Source organism: Actinocorallia lasiicapitis, from assembly GCF_054778695.1.
In genome coordinates this window covers 1-17,290 of the sequence record NZ_BAAGZI010000097.1, presented here as the reverse complement: position 1 = coordinate 17,290, position 17,290 = coordinate 1, and the positions used below count along the sequence as shown (strand labels likewise).

Below are 17,290 nucleotides of genomic sequence, written 5' to 3'. Positions count from 1 at the left end.
CGCCGGAGGGGCTGCGTCCCAGAGCCGGTCGGCGAGCTCACCGGCCCCGACCCGGCCGCCGGGACGCAGCGCCAGCGCCGCCAGGAACAGCCGCTGCTGCGGCGGACCCAGCGGCAGTTCCTGGCCGTCCCGCCAGGCCCGGACGGGGCCGAGCACCGCGAGGTTCCAGCCGTCCAGATTCCGTACAGCGGCCGTCAAGTCCCGGACCACATCCTCTCCCCGACAGGCGTCCACGGCTCCGGCCGGACGCCGCACGTCACCGTCGTGGCAGCGGATGTTCCTGGCGTGAACGCCACAAACCCATGGCGCTTCGGTGAGGTGAACACCCCCGTTTCGAAAGGATCCCGGTGCAGAAATCAGTCGGCCGCAGGACGCTCGGCGTGCTGCTCCCGCTCGCCCTGTTCGCCTCCGTGCTCGGCGGGACGGCCGCCCCCGCGTCCGCCGCGAGCGTCGCTCAGGTCGTTTCGGACTGTCTGAATCCCCGTTGGGTGCAGTACGGGGACCTGGTGTTCCCTGACCCCGAATGCGATCTCAAGGTCACCAACACCCCGGTGAAGGAGCTGAGCGCTCCGGAGCGGAAGACCGACCCGCACTACCAGTGCGAGAGCGCGGGATCGACGTCGTTCACCAACGGCTACTCCAAGAGCACGTCGTTCAGCATCGGCCTGGACTTCGGCCTCAAGGGGAAGATCGGCTCGGACTACGACGCCCAGATGGGCGCGAAGATCGGCTGGACCTGGAGCTGGTCGCAGAGCTACAGCCAGACCCACAGCACGACGGTCCCGGCCTACTCCTTCGGCTGGATCGAGGCCAGGACCTGGATGTGGCGGAGCAACGTCGACATCCGGGCCCAGTACGACAGCGGCACCGTCGAGACCGTCAACTCCGATCTGCTCAGCCCGGTGAAGAACGAGCCGCCGGTCTTCACCGGCAGGTCCCGGCCGATGACCTCGGTCGAGCGCGAGGACCTCTGCCCGGGCGCCCCGGCCGCCCCGTGGATCGGCACTGTCGCGGGCGGCAAGCCCGCGGTCAAGACCTACGCCGCCGACCCCCGCATCTGGACGCTGCAGAACGGCGCGCTCCGCAACTCCAAGACCAAAATGTGCATCGACATGCGGAACGGCAGCTACAGCGCCGGCAACGACGTCATCCAGTGGAACTGCGAGAGCGGCAACCAGCGCCAGGTGTGGCGCACCCTCCACCGGAGCGGCGGCCAGTACCAGATCTACAACAAGACGGCCGACAAGTGCATGGCCGTCGACAACTGGAGCGGCAGCAACGGCGCCAAGGTCATCAACTGGCACTGCGCGAGCACCGAACAGCACTACAAGATCTACCCGGTGACGGTCACGCCCAACTACGGCGGCAAGACCACCGGCTACGTCCTCCGCAACGCCTCCACCAACAAGTGCCTGGCCCCCGACTCGGCCGCGGGATCCGCGGGCAACGCCCAGATCAAGCAGTACACCTGCTGGTGGTGACCGGCGCCTCCGGACATGCCGCCCGGCATGTCCGGAGGTCGTGGATCTAGCTTGCCGGCGGGGTGCCCTCGGTGACCGTCACGGTGGTGATGCCGTCCGCGTCGCAGCCGGAACCGGCCGGGGCGGGCTTGCCGTCGAAGAGGACCTGACCGTCCTTGAGTTCGATCTCATGGCTGACGGCGCCCGCCGGCGGGGCGGCGGGCGCGTTCTCGACGACCGTGCCGTCCTCGTTCCGCGCGGTGAGGCCCGTGCCGGAGGCGACGTTCTTGGACGCGTCGGCCCCCGGCAGATCCGGCAGTCCCTGCGGAAGCTGAGTCGAGCATGTAACGGTCGGTTCCGACCCGTTCCCGGCGTTCGCGGCCCCCACCAGCCCGACGACGCTCAGCCCCGCCAGCAGGACGGTGCCCCCGATGAACTTCTTCCTCATGCATCCTCCTCGGTTGGTTCGAACAGGACCGACACTGCCGGAGCGGCCATGAAGCCAGCCTGAAGACGCCACCAGGGTGATCTTCATGTTGGCTTTAGGTACGGGCCTGCACACTGCGTGACGTGCGCATACTCGTGGTCGAGGACGAACGCAGGCTGGCCGAACTGATCAAGAGCGGGCTCGAACGGGAGGGATTCGCGGTCGACCTCGCCCACGACGGCCCGGACGGCCTGTGGATGGCGACCGAACAGTCCTACGACGTGATCGTCCTGGACGTCATGCTGCCCGTGCTGCACGGCTACGGCGTCTGCGCCCGGCTCCGAGAGGCCGGGAACTGGACCCCGATCCTGATGCTGACGGCCAAGGACGGCGAGCACGACGAGGCCGAAGCACTCGACACCGGTGCCGACGACTTCCTGTCCAAACCGTTCTCCTACGTGGTCCTGCTGGCCCGGTTGCGGGCGCTGGTCAGGCGCGGGATCCGGGAACGTCCGGCCGTTCTGGCGGTGGGTGATCTGCGGGTCGATCCGGCGGGGCTGCGCTGCAGCCGGGGCGACGTCGAGATCGCGTTGACGCCCAAGGAGTTCGCGGTCCTGCACTGCCTGGCCCGGCACGCCGGCGAGGTGGTCGCCAAAAGCGAACTACTCTCCCGCGCCTGGGACTTCGCCTACGACGGCGACTCAAACGTGGTCGAGGTGTACGTCAGCGCCCTCCGCCGCAAGATCGACAAACCGTTCGGGCTGACCACGCTCACCACCGTCCGGGGCGCCGGATACCGGCTGGAGGCCTGATCATGGGGATGCGGCTGCGCGCCACCCTCGTGGCGACCGTGACGGTGGCCGTCGCGCTGGTCCTGGCCGCGGTGTCGCTGTTCGCGGCGCTGGAGTCCAGCCTGAAGCAGAGCGCCGAGAACCTCGCCAGCGACAACGTCACCACCGCGACCGCCTCCCTCGACGGGGCCCCGACCACCCTGCAGTCCGAGGTCGGCCCCGACGGCGGAACCGTGATCACCCACAGCGGCGGCGACCTCCAGATCCTGAACGGGACCGGCGCCGACGGAAGCTGGACGAGCAACGACGACTACACCGTCACCTCGCAGACAGTGAACTATGGCCACGGCGAGCTGACCGTCCAGGGCAGAGCGTCCCTCGCCCCGGCCAAAGCCGCCATGGCCACCCTGCGCGAACTGCTGATCCCGGGCATTCCCGCGCTGCTCCTGCTGGTCGCGCTGCTCACCTGGACGGTCGTGGGCCGCGTGCTGCGGCCCGTCTCCGCGATCCGCGCGAAGGTCGCCGACATCACCACCCGCGACCTCCACGAACGGGTCCCCGAACCCCGCTCCCGCGACGAGATCGCCCGGCTCGCCCGGACCGTCAACACGACCCTCGACCGGCTACAGACCGCTGTCGAAGCGCACAAGCAGTTCGTCGCGGACGCCGCACACGAACTGCGCAGCCCGCTGGCCGTCCTGCGCACCCGGCTGGAGCTGGCCCGGCCGGAGGAGGAGCACCTCGCCGGGCAGGCACTCACCGACGTCGTCCGGCTGCAGACCCTCACCACCGATCTTCTGCTGCTGTCCCGGCTGGACGCCCACGAGCCGGTCCAGGCCCAGGAGGTCGACTTCTCCCAGGTCGTCGCGGAGGAAGCCGCCCGCAACCGGCCCCGCCCGGACGTCAAGGTCGCGTTGACCATCGCCCCTGACGTCCTGGTCCTCGGCTCATCCGACCAGCTCCGGCGCCTGGTCGCCAACCTGGTCGACAACGCCGTCCGCCACGCCTCCTCCCACGTCGACGTCCAGCTACGCCACGACCCAGGCCACGCCATCCTGGAGGTGACCGACGACGGCCCCGGCATCCCCGAAGAACACTGGGAGACCATCTTCGACCGCTTCACCCGCCTAGACCACGCCCGCACCCGCGACGCCGGCGGCGCCGGCCTGGGCCTCTCCATAGCCCGCACCATCACTACCGCCCACTCCGGCACCCTCCACCCCACCCCCACCCCCACCGGCGCCCGCCTCCGCGCCACCCTCCCCGTCCCCTAACCCCGACCGTGTGGTCGTGCCGGGAATTCGTCAGGCTTCGGAGAGGAGGTCGTCGAGCGCCGTGATGATGATTTCGGGTGCGTCGGGCGCGGTGAGGGTTTCGGGACCAAGAGACGGTCGTTTGGCGTAGTCGACGGAGCGGACGGTCGCGGGGAGGTGGCCGAGGCCGGGAAGGACGCTGAGGGTGGCCGCCAGGCGGTCAAGGCGCTCGGCGGGGAAGCCGCGGTTGCGCATCCATGCGAAGTTGATCGACAGGACGGTCCGGTGGGGGGCCGTATAGACGCTCCAGACCGCCGCCCATTCCTCACCGAGCTGAAACCAGAGAGTGGCGGAGGGGTGAGCACCGTCTCCCCAATAGGGAGGGCCGACGAACGCCGGATGGGCGAGCGAGTGCCGGTAGATCTTCATGAGTCCCGCGGCGAGATCGGGCTTGCAATAGATCCGGATCGCGTTGAGGACGCTGGCCTCATCCCAGTGCTTCGCACCCTCCGGACGTGCGAGGACACGGTCCTCCGACGGTGCGCCGATGTCCTCCGGCGGCGTGTCGAAGTCGGCGACGGGGATGGGTCCGAGGGCCGTGGCGATGCCGTGGCCGAGGCGTCCGAGGAAGGCGATGGTGTGCGCGGCCTCGTCGGCTGTCATGGCGCGGCGTTCCGTCGGGCTGGAAGGGTCGCGGTCCGAACTGTGCGCGATCTGGTTGCGGCGATGGGCGATCCGCCGGAGTTCGCCGACGAGTGCGTCCACCCTGACGCCGCGCTTCTCCGCGCCGCTCAGCACATGCGCGACCCCGTTCCAGAGCTTTCCCTGCGGAAGGACGAAGGCGAAAGCGCCTTCGATCTTGTCGGGGTTCTGGAACGAGCGGGCGCCCCATTCGCTCTCGAACCGCTTCCGGAAGACTTCCTCAAGAGACCCGCCGTGGTGGTAGATCCGCTCGAAGTCCTCGATGGTGACCTCCAGCTTGAGAAACGCACGCGGCCGGTCCGCCTCGGGACGCAGGGCGAGCGCGACCGCCCGGTCGATGAGCTCGCGCTTCAACCAGTGATCGAGCGCGGCGAGCGCCTGTACCCAGGCCGCCCGGTAGAGATCTTCAACGTCGAACGAGCCGACCCTCAGATGGCCGAGACTCCGCCCGCCGTCCACAAGGCGTTGCGCATAGAGCAGATTCTCGTTGAACTCGCTGAACGCTTCCATAGGTTCTTCCGCCACAGCCACGGTTCGCCCGCCTTTCGCCGCACACGACGATTCCAAACCGCATCAAGATCCGCTACCGGTTTGAGAACTTCTCCGGACGATCGAGCGGTTCCGGCGATCGGTAGCCTCCGCCCGTCCAGCCCGGCCGCGCATCGGTGATGCGTACCGGTCCTGGTCAAGATCCCCTAGAGCCCGCCTTCCGGCCAGACCGTTGATTCGGAGGTCGGTGGCATATTTCCGATCGAAGCATCGCGTCCATCTCGTGAGAACAGTCATAAACTCGGTCGCGAGAAAGGTCAGAAGGATTTAACAATTCTTCTTCGCCGGTCTCGAACACGGACATAGGCGTCGAACGGCCGAGTGGCTAGTCTGACGTTGGCCGATACGGCGGGGTCGGCGAGCGGCTGTCAATCGATTGGTCTTGATGGATGCCGGATCGGGGAGCACCAACAGTCATCCGGTTCGTTCGGCACGGCGAGAGCCTCACCAACACCAGACGGCTCCTTTCCCACCGCGCCGCCGACCTACCGTTGAGCCCGCTGGGGCGGAAACAGGCGGCCGCCCTCGCCCCTCTCCTCACCGGGGAGGTGACGGTCTTCAGTTCGCCGCTGCTCCGTGCAGCCCAGACCGCCGGGATCCTCGCCCGGGACACAGCCTCGGTCGTCTTCGATGAGGGCCTGCGTGAGCTCGACGTCGGCGACCTGGACGGCCGGGACGATCCAGAAGCCTGGGACGTGCACGACTCCGTGCTCGCCCGCTGGGACGCCGGCGACACCGCAGCGGCCTTCCCCGGCGGAGAGTCCCTGAACGAAGCCGCCACCCGCCTGCTCACCGCGCTCAGCCGGTGCGCGGCCGTGGCGCCGTCTCCGCTGGTCGTCTCACACGGCGGCGTGATCCGCGCCGCGCTTCTCAAGAACTCCGGCGGCCGGGCCGTCCTACGGCATCTCGGCAACTGCGTCGTGCTCCATCTCGCCTGCCATATCGAAGAGGGGATGATCCGCACCATGCACATCTCACGAGAAACCGCAGGTCATGAAGGCGCCTGGAGGGAGGAGTGCGGGTAGGAATCGACTGCAGGCGAATCTGGGGAAATGGCGTATCCCGGCTGACCCGTGACTTCGTGAACGGGCTCACCGATGGCGCCCCCGAATTCGATCTCGTTCTCTTCGGCGATCGCGGGGAGTTGGCGCCCTGGGCCGGGCGAGGCGCCGAGATCTGCGACTATCCGCTGGCCGAGTACTCCGAACGGGACATCCACGGACTACCCACGCTCATCGAGTCGGCGCGGGTGGATTCCTTCCTGGCCCTCCAGTACTACGTGTCGCCGCTGATCCCCTGCAGACATGTCCGCTTCCTGCACGACACCTACCCGTTCATGGAGGGGGTCCCGCTCGCCACGCTCGATGAATGGCGGCTGCGCTACAACGAGCGGGACGTCGACCTCCTGCTCGCATACGTACGGGAGCACATGCCGGATCCCGTGAGTGAACCTGGCGTCCAGGACGTCTACCGGGTGCTGTACGCCGAGGGAGTCGCGCGGGCCGACACCGTTCTGTCGATCTCGGACTCCTCCACGCACCGGCTGCGCGAACTGTTCCCCGAGCACGCCGAGAAGATCGGCACGGTCTATCCGTTCGCCAGCCCGAAGTTCCACCACGGGCGCGGCTGGAAGGGCCCCTTCGACGCGCCCTGGCAGATCCTGCACATTGGAAATTTCGAGCCGCGCCGCAACCAGCTGAACCTCCTGCGGGCGGTGGAGTCGATGCGTCGCCGCGACATCCCGGTGAAGCTGACTCTGGTCGGACGTTCCACCGGCAACTACAGGGACTACGCCGACCAGATCAACGCGGCGATCGACCGGGGCTCGGCCGGCGGGTGGATCGACTACCACTATTGGATCAGCGACGACGAGCTCATCGACGCCTACTGCCGGTCGGCCGCCCTCGTCATGCCGTCCTGGTGTGAAGGGTTCGGCCTTCCCGCGCTGGAAGCGTTGACCCTCGGGGTACCGATCGTCGCGGTCCGGTCCGACACTCTGCAGGAGGTCTGCGGCGCCGCGGCCCGGTGGAGCGAACCATCAGTGGAGTCGCTGGCGCAGGCACTCACCGCTGTGCTGTCGGCGCCGTCCACGCAGCGGAGCCTCAACCGAGAGGCGCTACGGCAGTCCGGGAGATTCCAGCAGCGCGACACCATAGCCCGGCTCCGCACCGCGCTGGATCCGACCGGTTGACGGCCGAGGAAGGCACGGGCGTCAACCGGTACGCCGTCCCACTTCGGTGATCCGCCGCTCCATGTTCTCGGCGCCCGCGCTGTCCTCGGCGACCCGGAAGAAGTGCAGTGCCTGCTCGTAACAGGAGATCGCTTGGCGCGTGTCCTCCAGCGCCAGATGCGCGTCGCCCAGCCCGGCCAGGGCATTTCCCGTCATGCAGTGGTCGCCGTCCTCGCTGAAGCGCCGCAGCGCTTCCCCGAAGTGCTCGATCGCGGTCTCAGGGGTGTGCAGGCCTAGCCGGCACGTGCCGAGCCGGAACAGGGTGTGTCCCTCTCCGTGCCGGTCTCCGCTGTCGCGAAACCGCTCCCGTGCCCGCTCGTAGTAGCCCAGGGCATCGGCATGGCGTCCCATTCCGGTCAGCACATTGCCGAGTCCGTTGAGTGTGTGACCGATGCCGTGCGCGTCCTCGCTCTCAACGAACCGGTCGAGTGATCTGAGGAACAGGTCGAGAGCCCGCTGATGGGCGCCGACCGTGAAGTGCACGTGGGCGAGCCCGTGCAGCACTCGGGCCTCAGCGTGACGATCGCCCAGCTCTTCGAAGAGGACCAGCGCGGCCTCGTGGCTGGCGATGGCATCGGCATACCGGTCAAGACCGCCGTAGGCGTCGCCCAGGCCGTACCGCACCTTGGCCTCGGCCGCACGGTCGCCGCACCTGACGGCCGCGTCCAACGCGATGAGATGCGTCTCGACCAGGTCGGTGAGGTGCCGTCGGCGGAAATAGGCGACGTAGAGGGCCACCGGGATCTTCCACGCGTGTTCCAGATGTCCTTCGCGCGACGCCGTCCGCAGCGCGTCGAGGAAGGCGGGCCGCTCCCGGTCATACCACGCGAGCGCGGCCGGCAGATCGGCGAAGACCATGCGCGTCTGCTCCGGTGCGCCCGGCGCGGCATCCGCCTCCTGCTCCTCGGCCAGATTGGGCGACCAGAGGGCACGGTCGAGTGCCCGCGCATGGTCCAGATACCAGTCGAGCATCCGTCGTTCCGCCGCGCGACGTTCCTGCTCAGGCTCATCATTCATGCAGCACTCCACGGAGTACTCGCGGAGCAGGTCGTGCATTCGCCACCTGCGGGGACTTTCCGGATCGTACGCCGCCCCCACGGGCAGGTGCTCCTCGATCAGGCAGGCCGCCGCGAGCCGGTCCAGCAGGGGCTCCACGATCTCGGGCCGTGAACCCGTCAAGGCGACGGCCACCGGTGTGGGCACATCGGTTCCGCCGGAGAGGCCCAACAGCCGGAACAGCCGGGCCTGCGTCGCGGGCAGCACCCGGTAGGACCACGAACAGACGGCGCGCACAGCGCTCGCCCCGTCGTCGTCGTCCGTGCTGAGGTAGTCCAAGCCGCGGATCTCCAGCCGGTGCGCGAGCTCGGCCAGAGATGCTCCAGGCTGCGCGAGGCCGCGCGCCGCGACGATGCGGAGGGCCAGCGGCAGCCGTGCGCAGAGCCGCACCAGTTCGCTCGCCGCCCTCGGCTCGCGGGCTACGCGTTCGACGCCCCATGTCTCCCGCAGCAGCTCCAGGGACTCCGGCTCGGTGAGCATTCCCAGATCAAGGCGCCGCGCGCCCTCCCTGGCGACGAGTCCGTCCAGCCGACTCCTGCTGGTCACCACCACCGCCCCCGTCGCGCCGCCCGGCAGGAGCGGACGCACCTGCGCGGCATCCCGGGCGTTGTCGAGGACGACGAGGAGGTCACGCGGGCGGACCAGGCTTCGGAACAGAGCGCCGCGCCCCTCGATATCGTGCGGGACGAGCTCCTCCGCCGTTCCGAGAGCACGCAGAAACCCGCCGAGGACTTCGGCGGGGTCAGCCGCGGACCCGTTCGGATCGAATCCGCGGAGGTCGGCGTAGAGATCGCCGTCAGCGAACCGGTCATGCACCTCGTGTGCCCAGCGCAGCGCCAGAGCCGTCTTACCCACACCCGCGGTCCCAGAGATCACATGGATCGGAGCCGTTCCCTCCTTCCCGGGGACGGCCAGCCAGCGAAGCTCCTTCTCCCTGCCGACGAACCGGGCGGTCTGCCCGGGCATCTGCCGAGGCACGACCTGGAGCCGCGGCACCTCGACACGGAGTTCGGCGATCGTGTGGGCTTGGACGACGTTGCCGTGCACGGTGACGTCGGTCATCTGATTGACGGCGTCCGCCGAAGATTCTCCCGTCACGGCTCCGACCGTTCCCCTTCCGAAGGGGGCCGTGGTCCTGCGAGATCGATTCGACCGATGTCATGGCCTTGGACGACCATGCCGTGGATTGTCACACCGCTGCCGATCTCATTTCGAACGCTCGATTCCGGCTCGGCCGTTCCACCGGAAACCGAATCAGAGATCATTCCGTACACGGTGACGGCCAGCGAGATCAGCGCGACGACAAGTCCCACCGTGCTCGCGATTTTGTCCGCTTTGTCGAGCCCTACGGAAGAAAAGTAGAGGATGAGGCCGATGACTGAAACCAGAAAGATGGACGCTCCGCACCATTTCATGAATCTGGCCGACATCCCCTCATCATGCTGGGGCGACCGCGAGTTCTTCCAGTGCCCGTTCGACCGTTGACGGATTTCCGGATAGCCGATTCCCGCGGGTGCTGAGGGTTGAGGGGGTTTGACCTAGGTGGCGGCGGGAGGTTCGCGCCCACGAACTCCTCGCGACCTGCACGAGTTGGCGTGCACGAGTTGGTACGACGGCCCGGCGGCCTTCAAGGCCCGCTGCTGCGTATCGGAGTCGGGGTGGTGGGGAGGAGACGGAAATTGTCAGTGGGGGGTGTGAGGGTGGGGGAGTCATGGATCCCGGCCGTCCTGGAGGTGAGATGAGGGTGGGGTGGAGGACTGGAAGGGGCGGTGGGTGGGCAGAGGGTGTTGTGAAGGTTTCGGTGTGGGAGGGGTGGGTCATGCGCAAGGCCGTGTTCGTGGTGGTGGTGGCGGTTGTGTTCGGTGGGGGGTTGAGTGGGTCCGCGGTGGCGGATGAGCAGGGGGCGGGGCCGGCGGGGGTGCGGGAAGTGATCGACTTTTACTGAGCGGGGCCCGCCGGGCGGGTGCTGTCAGGGGGTGGGGAGGGCGGAGAAGAAGGCGCGGACGTCGGTGGCAACCGTGGTGGGGGCTTCGAGGGCGGCGAAGTGGCCGGCGTCGGGGAACTCCGACCAGTGGACGATCCGGGTGTTGTCGCGGTCGGCGAACGCGCGGATGGTCTGGAAGTCGGAAGCGAACACCGCGACACCCGTCGGAGCCGTGTTGAGCTCAGACTTCTGCTCGACGCGCGCCTGCTCGTAGTAGTAGCGGGCCGCCGTCGCCTGCGTGTTGGTGAACCAGTAGAGGGACACCTGGGTGAGGATCTGGTCGCGGGTGACGAGGCTGGTGCCGTTGCCGAACGCGTTGAACAGCTCGCTGTAGGCGAGCTGCCCGACCGGCGAGTCGGCGATCGCGGCGGCGATCGTCTGCGGGCGGGACGCGTTCATCGTGTTGTAGCCGCCCACCGACTGGAACCACTGCATGTGCTGCAACGCCGCGAACTCCTTCGGGCCGAAACCGTCGAACTCCGACGGGTCGCCCGACGGGAACGAGAAGAGCTGCAGGACGTGCAGGCCCAGGAAGCCGTCCGGGTTCCACAGGCCGAGCTCCCGCGCGACCATCGCGCCCATGTCGCTGCCATGGGCGCCGTAGGAGTCGTAGCCGAGGCGGCGCATCAGGGCGTCGACGGTGCGGGCGACTCTCGCCTGCGTCCAGCCGTCGCCCTCCAGCGGGGTGCTGAACCCGAAACCGGGGATCGACGGGACGACGACCGAGAACGCGTCCTCGGCGCGGCCGCCGTGCGCGACCGGATCGGTCAGCGGGCCGATCATGTCAAGGAAGTCGGCGAACGAGCCCGGGTAGGTGTGCAGGAGGAGCAGCGGGGTCGCGTCCCGCTCGGCGGACGGAACGTGGACGAAGTGGACGGTCTGGCCGTCGATCTCGGTCAGGTAGTGCGGGAACTCGTTCATCCGCGCCTCCTGCGCCCGCCAGTCGAACGTCTCGCGCCAGTACTCGACGGTCTCGCGCAGATAGCCGTTCGGGGTGCCGAGCGACCAGTCGTCGGCGGCCGACGGGCGGGGCAGCCGGGTGCGGGCGAGGCGGCGCCGCAGGTCGTCGAGCTCGGCTTCGGTGATCTCGACACGGAACGGGCGGATCTCGTTGTTCGTCATGAAACCCAAGGTAGAAGCCATATAGGCAGACTTCTTTCCGCTATTCCCGACATAATTCGATCATGTTCGAGACGTCTTCGCGGTTGCTCGCACTCCTGTCGCTCCTGCAGTCGAGGCCCGACTGGCCGGGACGTGAGCTGGCCGAACGGCTCGGCGTCAGCACCCGGACGATCCGCAACGACATCGAGCGGCTCCGCGAACTCGGCTACCCCGTCGAGGCGGGCCGCGGGCCGACCGGCGCGTACCGGCTCGGCCCCGGCGCGAAACTGCCGCCGCTGCTCCTGGACGACGAGGAGGCCGTCGCCGTCGCGATCGGGCTGCGCGCCGGGACGGGTATCAGCGGCATCGACGAGTCCAGCGCCCGCGCCCTCGCCAAACTGGAGCAGCTCCTGCCGCACCGGCTCCAGCGCCAGATCGTCGCACTCCATGAGTCCACTTCGAAGGCGCCGGAGAACCTCGACACGAACGTCGCGGACCCCGAGGTCGAGACGGTGACGCTCACCGCGATCGCCGCCGCGATCCGCGACCGGCACTGGCTGCGTTTCGACTACGCCGTCCCCGACACGCACCCCGACGAGATCCAGACGCCGTCGGCGCCGTCCGGCCGGAAGCTCGTCGAGCCGTACCGGCTCGTCAACTGGCGCCGCCGCTGGTATTTCGTCGGCCGCGATCCGCAGACTTCCACCTGGGCCGCTTATCGCGCCGACTGGACGTCCCCGCTCGGCCCGACGGGACGCGTGTTCCCGCCCGTCCCGCTGCCGGACGGCGACTACACGGCGTTCGTGCTCCGCGACGTCGCCGCGACGGGCTGGAAGGTCCACGCCCGGATCACGGTCCACGCCCCCGCGTCAGAGGTCCTGGCCAGGATCAACGCGGCCGTCGGCGTCGTCGAACCCGTCGACGACACCACCTGCGTCCTCGTCACGGGCGCCGACAGCCTCGAGACCATCGCCGTCTACATCGGAATGCTCGGCCTCGACTTCACCGTCACCGAACCCCCCGCCCTCCTCACCCACCTCCGCACCCTCGCCACCCGCTACCTCCGCGCCCTCCCCCCGGCCTGACCGCGCGGATCAGCGGAACAGGAGGGTCGGTTCGGAGCGGATGTCGCGGGACAGGTGGTGGAGGTAGCGCTCGTCGACGCTGCCGAAGGTCGAGGGAGAGGAGATCGGCGGCGGCGCGGACAGCCGGTTCGTCGAGGCCTTCGATCTCCAGGAAGGCCGGGAAGTCGGGCCAGGTGTTGAGATCGAAGACGACGCGGTCGAGCCGCCACTCCTCGCGGTAGTTCCGCACGGTGAAGCCCGCTGCCTCGAGCAGCCGCTTCGCGCCGTCGAAGTCCGAGACCGTGATCTCGGACTCCCGGATCCGTTCGATCGCGTTCGCGGCGTCGGCGTCCTGCTGCTTGTCTGTCAGGGTGATCTTGTGGATGTCAGATTGGCTGGTCGGACAGGCTGACAACAAGATCTTGTTGTGGACGGGTGGACGGGTTCGGGACGGTGGAGTCGTCGCCGGGGGAACGGTTCCGGTGCTCGAGACCGGGAGAGATCATGAAGTCGGCGGCTTGGGTCAGTGCGCTCGTGGGAGGGGTTCTGCTCGCCTCCGTCACCGGGGTGAGCGGGGCGGCGGCGAGCGGGAAGGCGCTTCCGAGCGTGAACATGGAGGCGACCGTCAAGGCCGCGCAGATCGACCCGCGCCGCAAGGACTCCACGCTGACGCCCGGTGCGAAGGCCAGTGTCCTGCTCGTCGAGCGGGCCCTGCGGGACCGGAAACTGCTCGACGCGCGATGGGTCGACGGCTACTTCGGGACCACCACGATCACGGCGTTCGCGAAGTACCAGCGGTCGCTCGGGTTCAAGGGGCTCGACGCGAACGGGCTGCCGGGCCGGGCGTCCCTCACCAGGCTGGGCGCCGGACGGTTCAAGGTGACCAAGATCATCGGTCCCGGCCCGCGGGTGACGTCCGGCGGTGTCGTCCTCAACACCCGCACCAAGGCGATGCTCGCCGAGGCCAAGCGGCTCGCCGGACGCGGCTTCAAGATCGACCAGGGTTCGTACAACCCGGGCGGCGACCCGACGTCCGCCGGCACCCATGACGGCGGCGGCGTCGTCGACCTCTCGGCGCGCGGGATGAGCGCCGCGACCCGCACCTCGATCGTCCGCGCGCTGCGCAAGGTCGGTTTCGCGGCCTGGCTGCGCAGCCCCGCGCAGGGCGACTGGCCGTGGCACGTCCACGCCGTCGCGATCAGCGACACCACGCTCTCCACGCAGGCCCAGCACCAGGCCGGCGACTACTACCTAGGCCGCGACGGGCTGTCCGGACGCGGCAAGGACGACGGCCCGAAAGTGCCGATCCGCACCTGGGAGGAGTATCAGCGCCGCTGACTCCGCCCCTTTGAAGCAACTCCCCAACCAGCAAGAAGGAGACCATGATGCGAACGATCAACAAGGTGCTCACCACGGCGACCGCGGCGATGGCCGTCAGCGGAATCGTGCTCGCGACCGCGTCGCCCGCCCAGGCCGCGACCCGCAACGGCGTCTGCGAGACCGGTGAGTTCTGCTACTACTTCAACAGCAACCTGAAGGGTTCGCTGTCGGACTTCTCCGGTTCGGTCGCCGACTACGGCACCAAGCAGCCGGCCTGCTACGACTTCAAGGGCCCGGGCGCCGGCAAGGGCAAGTGCATCAAGAACGAGGCCGCCTCGGTCTGGAACCGCAGCACCAAGACGGTCCGCGTCTACTTCAACACCGGGCACGCCGGGAAGTACCAGGACTTCAAGGCCGGGGCGAAGGGCAACCTGAGCGCCGCGCTGAAGAACCAGAACGCCTCGCACCAGTTCGGCCCGTCGAACGTCGCCCGCAAGAACATGTCGTACGCGCTGTACTCGGCGGCCGGCCGGATCACCTGCGGTTTCGACCGGTACACCAACACCGCGGGCCGCCACGAGGGCATCGACATCGCGCGCGGTGTCGGCGCCAACGTCCACGCGCTGACCAGCGGCGTCGTGATCAACGTCAGGTTCGGTGCGACGGGCCGGGCGAACCTGTCCACGATCGCGATCTACAACGCGTCGGTCAACAAGACCGTCATCTACCTGCACTCGGCGCCGAAGTCGTCGCTCCGGGTCGGCCAGCAGATCAAGCGCGGCCAGATCATCGCGACCGAGTCGTGGCGCGGCGTGTCGTCCAAGGCCAGCGCGCACACCCACGTCGAGATGCGGATCGGCAAGCAGAAGCTCGCGGCGCGCAGCGTCGGCGACTCCCGTCTGGAGAACCCGAACCCCAACCCGTTCTGGGTCTCCCAGGGCTACAACGTCCGCTGACGCTCCCCCGCACCCCTGACGAAGGATCATGACCGTGTCCATCCGAACCAAGCCCGCGGTGCGGCTGCTCTCGCGGCTGACCGCCGCGGCGGCCGCCCTGCTGGTCGGCGGGACGGTGCTCGCCGCCACCGCCGCTCCCGCGCAGGCCGCCGGACGCAACGGCGTCTGCGAGTCCGGTGAGTTCTGCTACTACTTCAACAGCAATGCCAAGGGGTCGGTCTCCGACTTCACCGGCTCGGTCGCCGACTACGCGGCCAAGCAGCCCGCGTGCTACGACTTCAAGGGTCCGGGCGCCGGTAAGGGCAAATGCATCAAGAACGAGGCCGCTTCGGTCTGGAACCGCAGCCGGAAAACGGTCCGCGTGTACTTCAACACCGGTTTCGGCGGCAAGTACCAGGATTTCAAGGCGGGCGCGAAAGGCAATCTGAACGCCGCGTTGAAGAACCAGAACGCGTCGCACAAGTTCCTTTCGGGTTCTGCTGAGCCTCCGGCGACGGGGAGCTGCAAGTCCGACGGCACCCAGACGAGGCTGCCGAAGACGATCCTCGTTTACCGCAAGTCCCTCGACCGGGTAGTCCGGGTCGATTTCAAGACCTACGTGAAGAACGTGCTACCGAACGAATGGCGTCCCGGCTGGTCGAAGGAGTCGTTGAAGGCGGGCGCGGTGGCCGTCAAGAGTTTCGGCTGGTACTGGTCGTTGAACGCCAAGAACAGCACGAAGGACGGGCGCTGCTTCGACGTCTGGGACCACACCAACAGCCAGGTCTACAAGCCGGGCTCCGCGACGGCCGCGACCAACGCCGCGGTCGACGCCACCTGGGGCACCCGCCTTTCCAAGAACGGCAAGGTCTTCAAGGCCCAGTACTGCGCGACCACCACGGAATGCGGCAACTGGGTCAACGGCCTCTGGATGTCCCAGAACGGCTCCCAGCAGAAAGCCAAGGCCGGCTGGAGCCACACCCGCATCCTCAAGTTCTACTACAAGGGCATCACCCTCAACTGACCCCACCCTGACCCACCCCTGATTCCCCGCCGCACCCCAATGCGCCGGGGAATCAGCTTTTCGGGGGGTCAGTTGGGGATTATGAGGAGTTGGAAGTTGAGGGGGCGGCTGGCGGGGAAGGCGAAGCGGCCGGCGGCGTCGATGACTTTGAAGCGGACGTAGCAGAAGGACGGGGTGGGTGGGGTGGTGATGTCCGTGGTGATGTCGACCGTGGCGCCTGGGCGGGTGTCCTTGATGGGGACGTGGGTGGGGGTCCGGCACTGGTCGGCGGTGTCGGTGGAGTCGATGCGGCGGAGGTGGTAGCCCTTCCAGGGGACCGTGCCGGTGTTCATCAGACGCCAGGTCTTCGGGACCGTCGTGTTCACGGGGACGCGGGTGCAGTCGGTGAGCGTCACATCGCCGAGGAAGTTCGCGGCGTCGCCCCTGTGCAGTGGCGGGGCGGCCGCCGGGTTCGGCGAGACGATCGGGCAGACGGCCGGGGACTGGGCGACGGGCGGCGGGGTCGGCCAGTCGTCGGCGCCGGAATCCAGGGAGACCAGGATGACGGCCACCGCGCCGACCCCCACGGCGGCCGTGACCAGGCCGACGACCACCGGGCGGGTCAGCCGGAAACGCTTCGGCGCCACGGGAGACGCTTCCGGGGAGGGCGACGGGATCTCGACGGGGAGGGGAGCCTCCGCCGGGACAGACGATCTGACGGTGAGATTGGCGCTTTCCCAGCGTTCTCGGTAGCCGGAAGGGTCCGCGCCGCACGCTTTGACGAATTCAACGGTCGTCTCCCAGCTGGGGAGCCGATTGCCCTTGGTGGCTTCGTGCAGGGTCGTATGGGAGATCGCACCAGAACGTCCGGACATTTCACGGAAAGGTGGGTTCCCCACGGAGTCCCGGAGTTCCCGCAGAGCCGCCGCGAAGTCCTCGATCGTCCCCGCCCGTGCACCTCTGTCGTCCACCGGGCGAAGCTAACAGCACCCGCCGCGTTCCCTCAAATCGGCGCCCGCTCCCGCCCGGAGCCCCGGACGGCCAGGGCCACCGCCACCCCGACGGCGACCCCGACCAGCGTGTCGATCCCCCGCGAGAACAGCAGCGACACCGGATCGGAGGGCGCCGCCAGATCCGTCATCAGCATGATCAGCGGGGTGAAGAACCCCAGCGCCAGCGCGTAGTTGCGGGCCATGAACAGCTCGGTGGGGAACAGCAGGGCGATCACGCAGACGGCGAGCACGGCCGGCGACGGGTGCGGGAGCAGCAGCAGCGCGGTGACACCGAGCCCGACGAAGGTCCCCGCCAGCCGGTGGAGGCCGCGGTGCACCCGGCTCGACACGTCCGCCGCCGCCAGCGGGACGGCCGCCGCCGCGATCGCCCAGTTCGCGTGATCAAGCCCGAGGGCCAGGCCG

19 protein-coding genes are annotated in these 17,290 nt (G+C 68.5%); 10 read left to right on the top strand and 9 right to left on the bottom strand.

The annotated features are described in order from the left end of the window. Nucleotides 1–210 (bottom strand): AfsR/SARP family transcriptional regulator (locus tag ACYVE7_RS13830; protein ID WP_460365061.1); only part of this gene is annotated, 210 nt, incomplete at its 3' end. A gap of 137 nt (nucleotides 211–347) precedes the next feature. On the opposite strand from ACYVE7_RS13830, the gene ACYVE7_RS13825 reads away from it, so the two are divergent. Next, nucleotides 348–1,481 carry an RICIN domain-containing protein gene (locus tag ACYVE7_RS13825; protein ID WP_460365060.1) on the top strand — a complete coding sequence of 378 codons (1,134 nt, stop codon included), beginning with the start codon at nucleotides 348–350 and terminating at the stop codon, nucleotides 1,479–1,481. A 46-nt stretch (nucleotides 1,482–1,527) separates the two neighbouring features. Here ACYVE7_RS13825 and ACYVE7_RS13820 read toward each other — a convergent pair whose 3' ends face one another. Beyond that, nucleotides 1,528–1,908, bottom strand: a complete 381-nt coding sequence (locus ACYVE7_RS13820; RefSeq protein WP_460365059.1) for a hypothetical protein — start codon at nucleotides 1,906–1,908, stop codon at nucleotides 1,528–1,530. A 122-nt stretch (nucleotides 1,909–2,030) separates the two neighbouring features. Here ACYVE7_RS13820 and ACYVE7_RS13815 point away from each other — a divergent pair, with 122 nt between their 5' ends. Together ACYVE7_RS13815 and ACYVE7_RS13810 are read left to right on the top strand one after the other, a co-directional pair. Next, entirely contained in the window at nucleotides 2,031–2,699 is a 669-nt protein-coding gene (locus ACYVE7_RS13815) for a response regulator transcription factor (RefSeq protein ID WP_460365058.1), read from the top strand. A 2-nt stretch (nucleotides 2,700–2,701) separates the two neighbouring features. Beyond that, nucleotides 2,702–3,952, top strand: coding sequence for a sensor histidine kinase (locus ACYVE7_RS13810; protein ID WP_460365057.1), 1,251 nt, complete (start codon nucleotides 2,702–2,704; stop codon nucleotides 3,950–3,952). A gap of 30 nt (nucleotides 3,953–3,982) precedes the next feature. On the opposite strand, the gene ACYVE7_RS13805 is transcribed toward ACYVE7_RS13810, so the two are convergent. Next, nucleotides 3,983–5,143: a hypothetical protein gene (locus ACYVE7_RS13805; protein WP_460365056.1), complete on the bottom strand. Its 1,161-nt coding sequence runs from the start codon at nucleotides 5,141–5,143 to the stop codon at nucleotides 3,983–3,985. Nucleotides 5,144–5,571: 428 nt separating this feature from the next. On the opposite strand from ACYVE7_RS13805, the gene ACYVE7_RS13800 reads away from it, so the two are divergent. Both ACYVE7_RS13800 and ACYVE7_RS13795 read left to right on the top strand, forming a co-directional pair. Beyond that, nucleotides 5,572–6,207 carry a histidine phosphatase family protein gene (locus tag ACYVE7_RS13800; protein ID WP_460365055.1) on the top strand — a complete coding sequence of 212 codons (636 nt, stop codon included), beginning with the start codon at nucleotides 5,572–5,574 and terminating at the stop codon, nucleotides 6,205–6,207. A gap of 119 nt (nucleotides 6,208–6,326) precedes the next feature. Further along, nucleotides 6,327–7,373 (top strand): glycosyltransferase, encoded by a 1,047-nt coding sequence (locus tag ACYVE7_RS13795; RefSeq protein WP_460365054.1) that lies wholly within the window; start codon nucleotides 6,327–6,329, stop codon nucleotides 7,371–7,373. 21 nt (nucleotides 7,374–7,394) lie between these two features. Here ACYVE7_RS13795 and ACYVE7_RS13790 read toward each other — a convergent pair whose 3' ends face one another. Together ACYVE7_RS13790 and ACYVE7_RS13785 are read right to left on the bottom strand one after the other, a co-directional pair. Then, nucleotides 7,395–9,566: an ATP-binding protein gene (locus tag ACYVE7_RS13790; protein WP_460365053.1), complete on the bottom strand. Its 2,172-nt coding sequence runs from the start codon at nucleotides 9,564–9,566 to the stop codon at nucleotides 7,395–7,397. Continuing rightward, a complete protein-coding gene (locus ACYVE7_RS13785; protein WP_460365052.1) occupies nucleotides 9,563–9,898 on the bottom strand; it encodes a hypothetical protein in 336 nt (111 codons plus the stop codon). The genes ACYVE7_RS13790 and ACYVE7_RS13785 overlap by 4 nt, the downstream gene beginning before the upstream one ends. A 389-nt stretch (nucleotides 9,899–10,287) precedes the next feature. Between ACYVE7_RS13785 and ACYVE7_RS13780 the strand changes: the two genes are divergently transcribed. After that, on the top strand, nucleotides 10,288–10,413 hold the full coding sequence (locus ACYVE7_RS13780) for a hypothetical protein (RefSeq protein WP_460365051.1): 126 nt from the start codon (nucleotides 10,288–10,290) through the stop codon (nucleotides 10,411–10,413). A gap of 24 nt (nucleotides 10,414–10,437) precedes the next feature. On the opposite strand, the gene ACYVE7_RS13775 is transcribed toward ACYVE7_RS13780, so the two are convergent. Next, nucleotides 10,438–11,574, bottom strand: a complete 1,137-nt coding sequence (locus tag ACYVE7_RS13775) for an epoxide hydrolase family protein (RefSeq protein ID WP_460365050.1) — start codon at nucleotides 11,572–11,574, stop codon at nucleotides 10,438–10,440. Nucleotides 11,575–11,636: 62 nt separating this feature from the next. Between ACYVE7_RS13775 and ACYVE7_RS13770 the strand changes: the two genes are divergently transcribed. Next, nucleotides 11,637–12,638, top strand: coding sequence for a helix-turn-helix transcriptional regulator (locus ACYVE7_RS13770; RefSeq protein WP_460365049.1), 1,002 nt, complete (start codon nucleotides 11,637–11,639; stop codon nucleotides 12,636–12,638). On the opposite strand, the gene ACYVE7_RS13765 is transcribed toward ACYVE7_RS13770, so the two are convergent. Continuing rightward, on the bottom strand, nucleotides 12,583–13,035 hold the full coding sequence (locus ACYVE7_RS13765; protein ID WP_460365048.1) for a hypothetical protein: 453 nt from the start codon (nucleotides 13,033–13,035) through the stop codon (nucleotides 12,583–12,585). The genes ACYVE7_RS13770 and ACYVE7_RS13765 overlap by 56 nt on opposite strands. Before the next feature lie 86 nt (nucleotides 13,036–13,121). Here ACYVE7_RS13765 and ACYVE7_RS13760 point away from each other — a divergent pair, with 86 nt between their 5' ends. From ACYVE7_RS13760 to ACYVE7_RS13750, 3 genes are read left to right on the top strand one after another with little or no spacing between them, the layout of a single operon-like run. Further along, the gene (locus ACYVE7_RS13760; protein ID WP_460365047.1) at nucleotides 13,122–13,955 is read left to right on the top strand and encodes a peptidoglycan-binding domain-containing protein; all 834 of its coding nucleotides are present in this window, start codon (nucleotides 13,122–13,124) and stop codon (nucleotides 13,953–13,955) included. Between the two features lie 44 nt (nucleotides 13,956–13,999). Next, nucleotides 14,000–14,893, top strand: a complete 894-nt coding sequence (locus tag ACYVE7_RS13755) for a peptidase inhibitor family I36 protein (protein WP_460365046.1) — start codon at nucleotides 14,000–14,002, stop codon at nucleotides 14,891–14,893. Nucleotides 14,894–14,927: 34 nt separating this feature from the next. Then, complete coding sequence (locus tag ACYVE7_RS13750) at nucleotides 14,928–15,896, top strand: SpoIID/LytB domain-containing protein (protein WP_460365045.1); 969 nt, start codon at nucleotides 14,928–14,930, stop codon at nucleotides 15,894–15,896. A gap of 68 nt (nucleotides 15,897–15,964) precedes the next feature. Here ACYVE7_RS13750 and ACYVE7_RS13745 read toward each other — a convergent pair whose 3' ends face one another. Then, nucleotides 15,965–16,522: an NBR1-Ig-like domain-containing protein gene (locus ACYVE7_RS13745; protein WP_460365044.1), complete on the bottom strand. Its 558-nt coding sequence runs from the start codon at nucleotides 16,520–16,522 to the stop codon at nucleotides 15,965–15,967. A 356-nt stretch (nucleotides 16,523–16,878) separates the two neighbouring features. Further along, nucleotides 16,879–17,290, bottom strand: a 412-nt coding sequence (locus ACYVE7_RS13740; protein ID WP_460365043.1) for an FUSC family protein, incomplete at its 5' end; no start/stop codon positions are given.

Excerpts from the sequence above, each read along its gene's own strand:
- ACYVE7_RS13800 (WP_460365055.1), top strand. The coding sequence starts at position 5,572 with ATGCCGGATCGGGGAGCACCAACAGTCATCCGGTTCGTTCGGCACGGC.
- ACYVE7_RS13810 (WP_460365057.1), top strand. The coding sequence starts at position 2,702 with ATGGGGATGCGGCTGCGCGCCACCCTCGTGGCGACCGTGACGGTGGCC.
- ACYVE7_RS13780 (WP_460365051.1), top strand. The coding sequence starts at position 10,288 with ATGCGCAAGGCCGTGTTCGTGGTGGTGGTGGCGGTTGTGTTCGGTGGG.
- ACYVE7_RS13785 (WP_460365052.1), bottom strand. The coding sequence starts at position 9,898 with ATGTCGGCCAGATTCATGAAATGGTGCGGAGCGTCCATCTTTCTGGTT.
- ACYVE7_RS13755 (WP_460365046.1), top strand. The coding sequence starts at position 14,000 with ATGATGCGAACGATCAACAAGGTGCTCACCACGGCGACCGCGGCGATG.
- ACYVE7_RS13805 (WP_460365056.1), bottom strand. The coding sequence starts at position 5,143 with ATGGAAGCGTTCAGCGAGTTCAACGAGAATCTGCTCTATGCGCAACGC.
- ACYVE7_RS13760 (WP_460365047.1), top strand. The coding sequence starts at position 13,122 with ATGAAGTCGGCGGCTTGGGTCAGTGCGCTCGTGGGAGGGGTTCTGCTC.
- ACYVE7_RS13820 (WP_460365059.1), bottom strand. The coding sequence starts at position 1,908 with ATGAGGAAGAAGTTCATCGGGGGCACCGTCCTGCTGGCGGGGCTGAGC.
- ACYVE7_RS13770 (WP_460365049.1), top strand. The coding sequence starts at position 11,637 with ATGTTCGAGACGTCTTCGCGGTTGCTCGCACTCCTGTCGCTCCTGCAG.
- ACYVE7_RS13775 (WP_460365050.1), bottom strand. The coding sequence starts at position 11,574 with ATGACGAACAACGAGATCCGCCCGTTCCGTGTCGAGATCACCGAAGCC.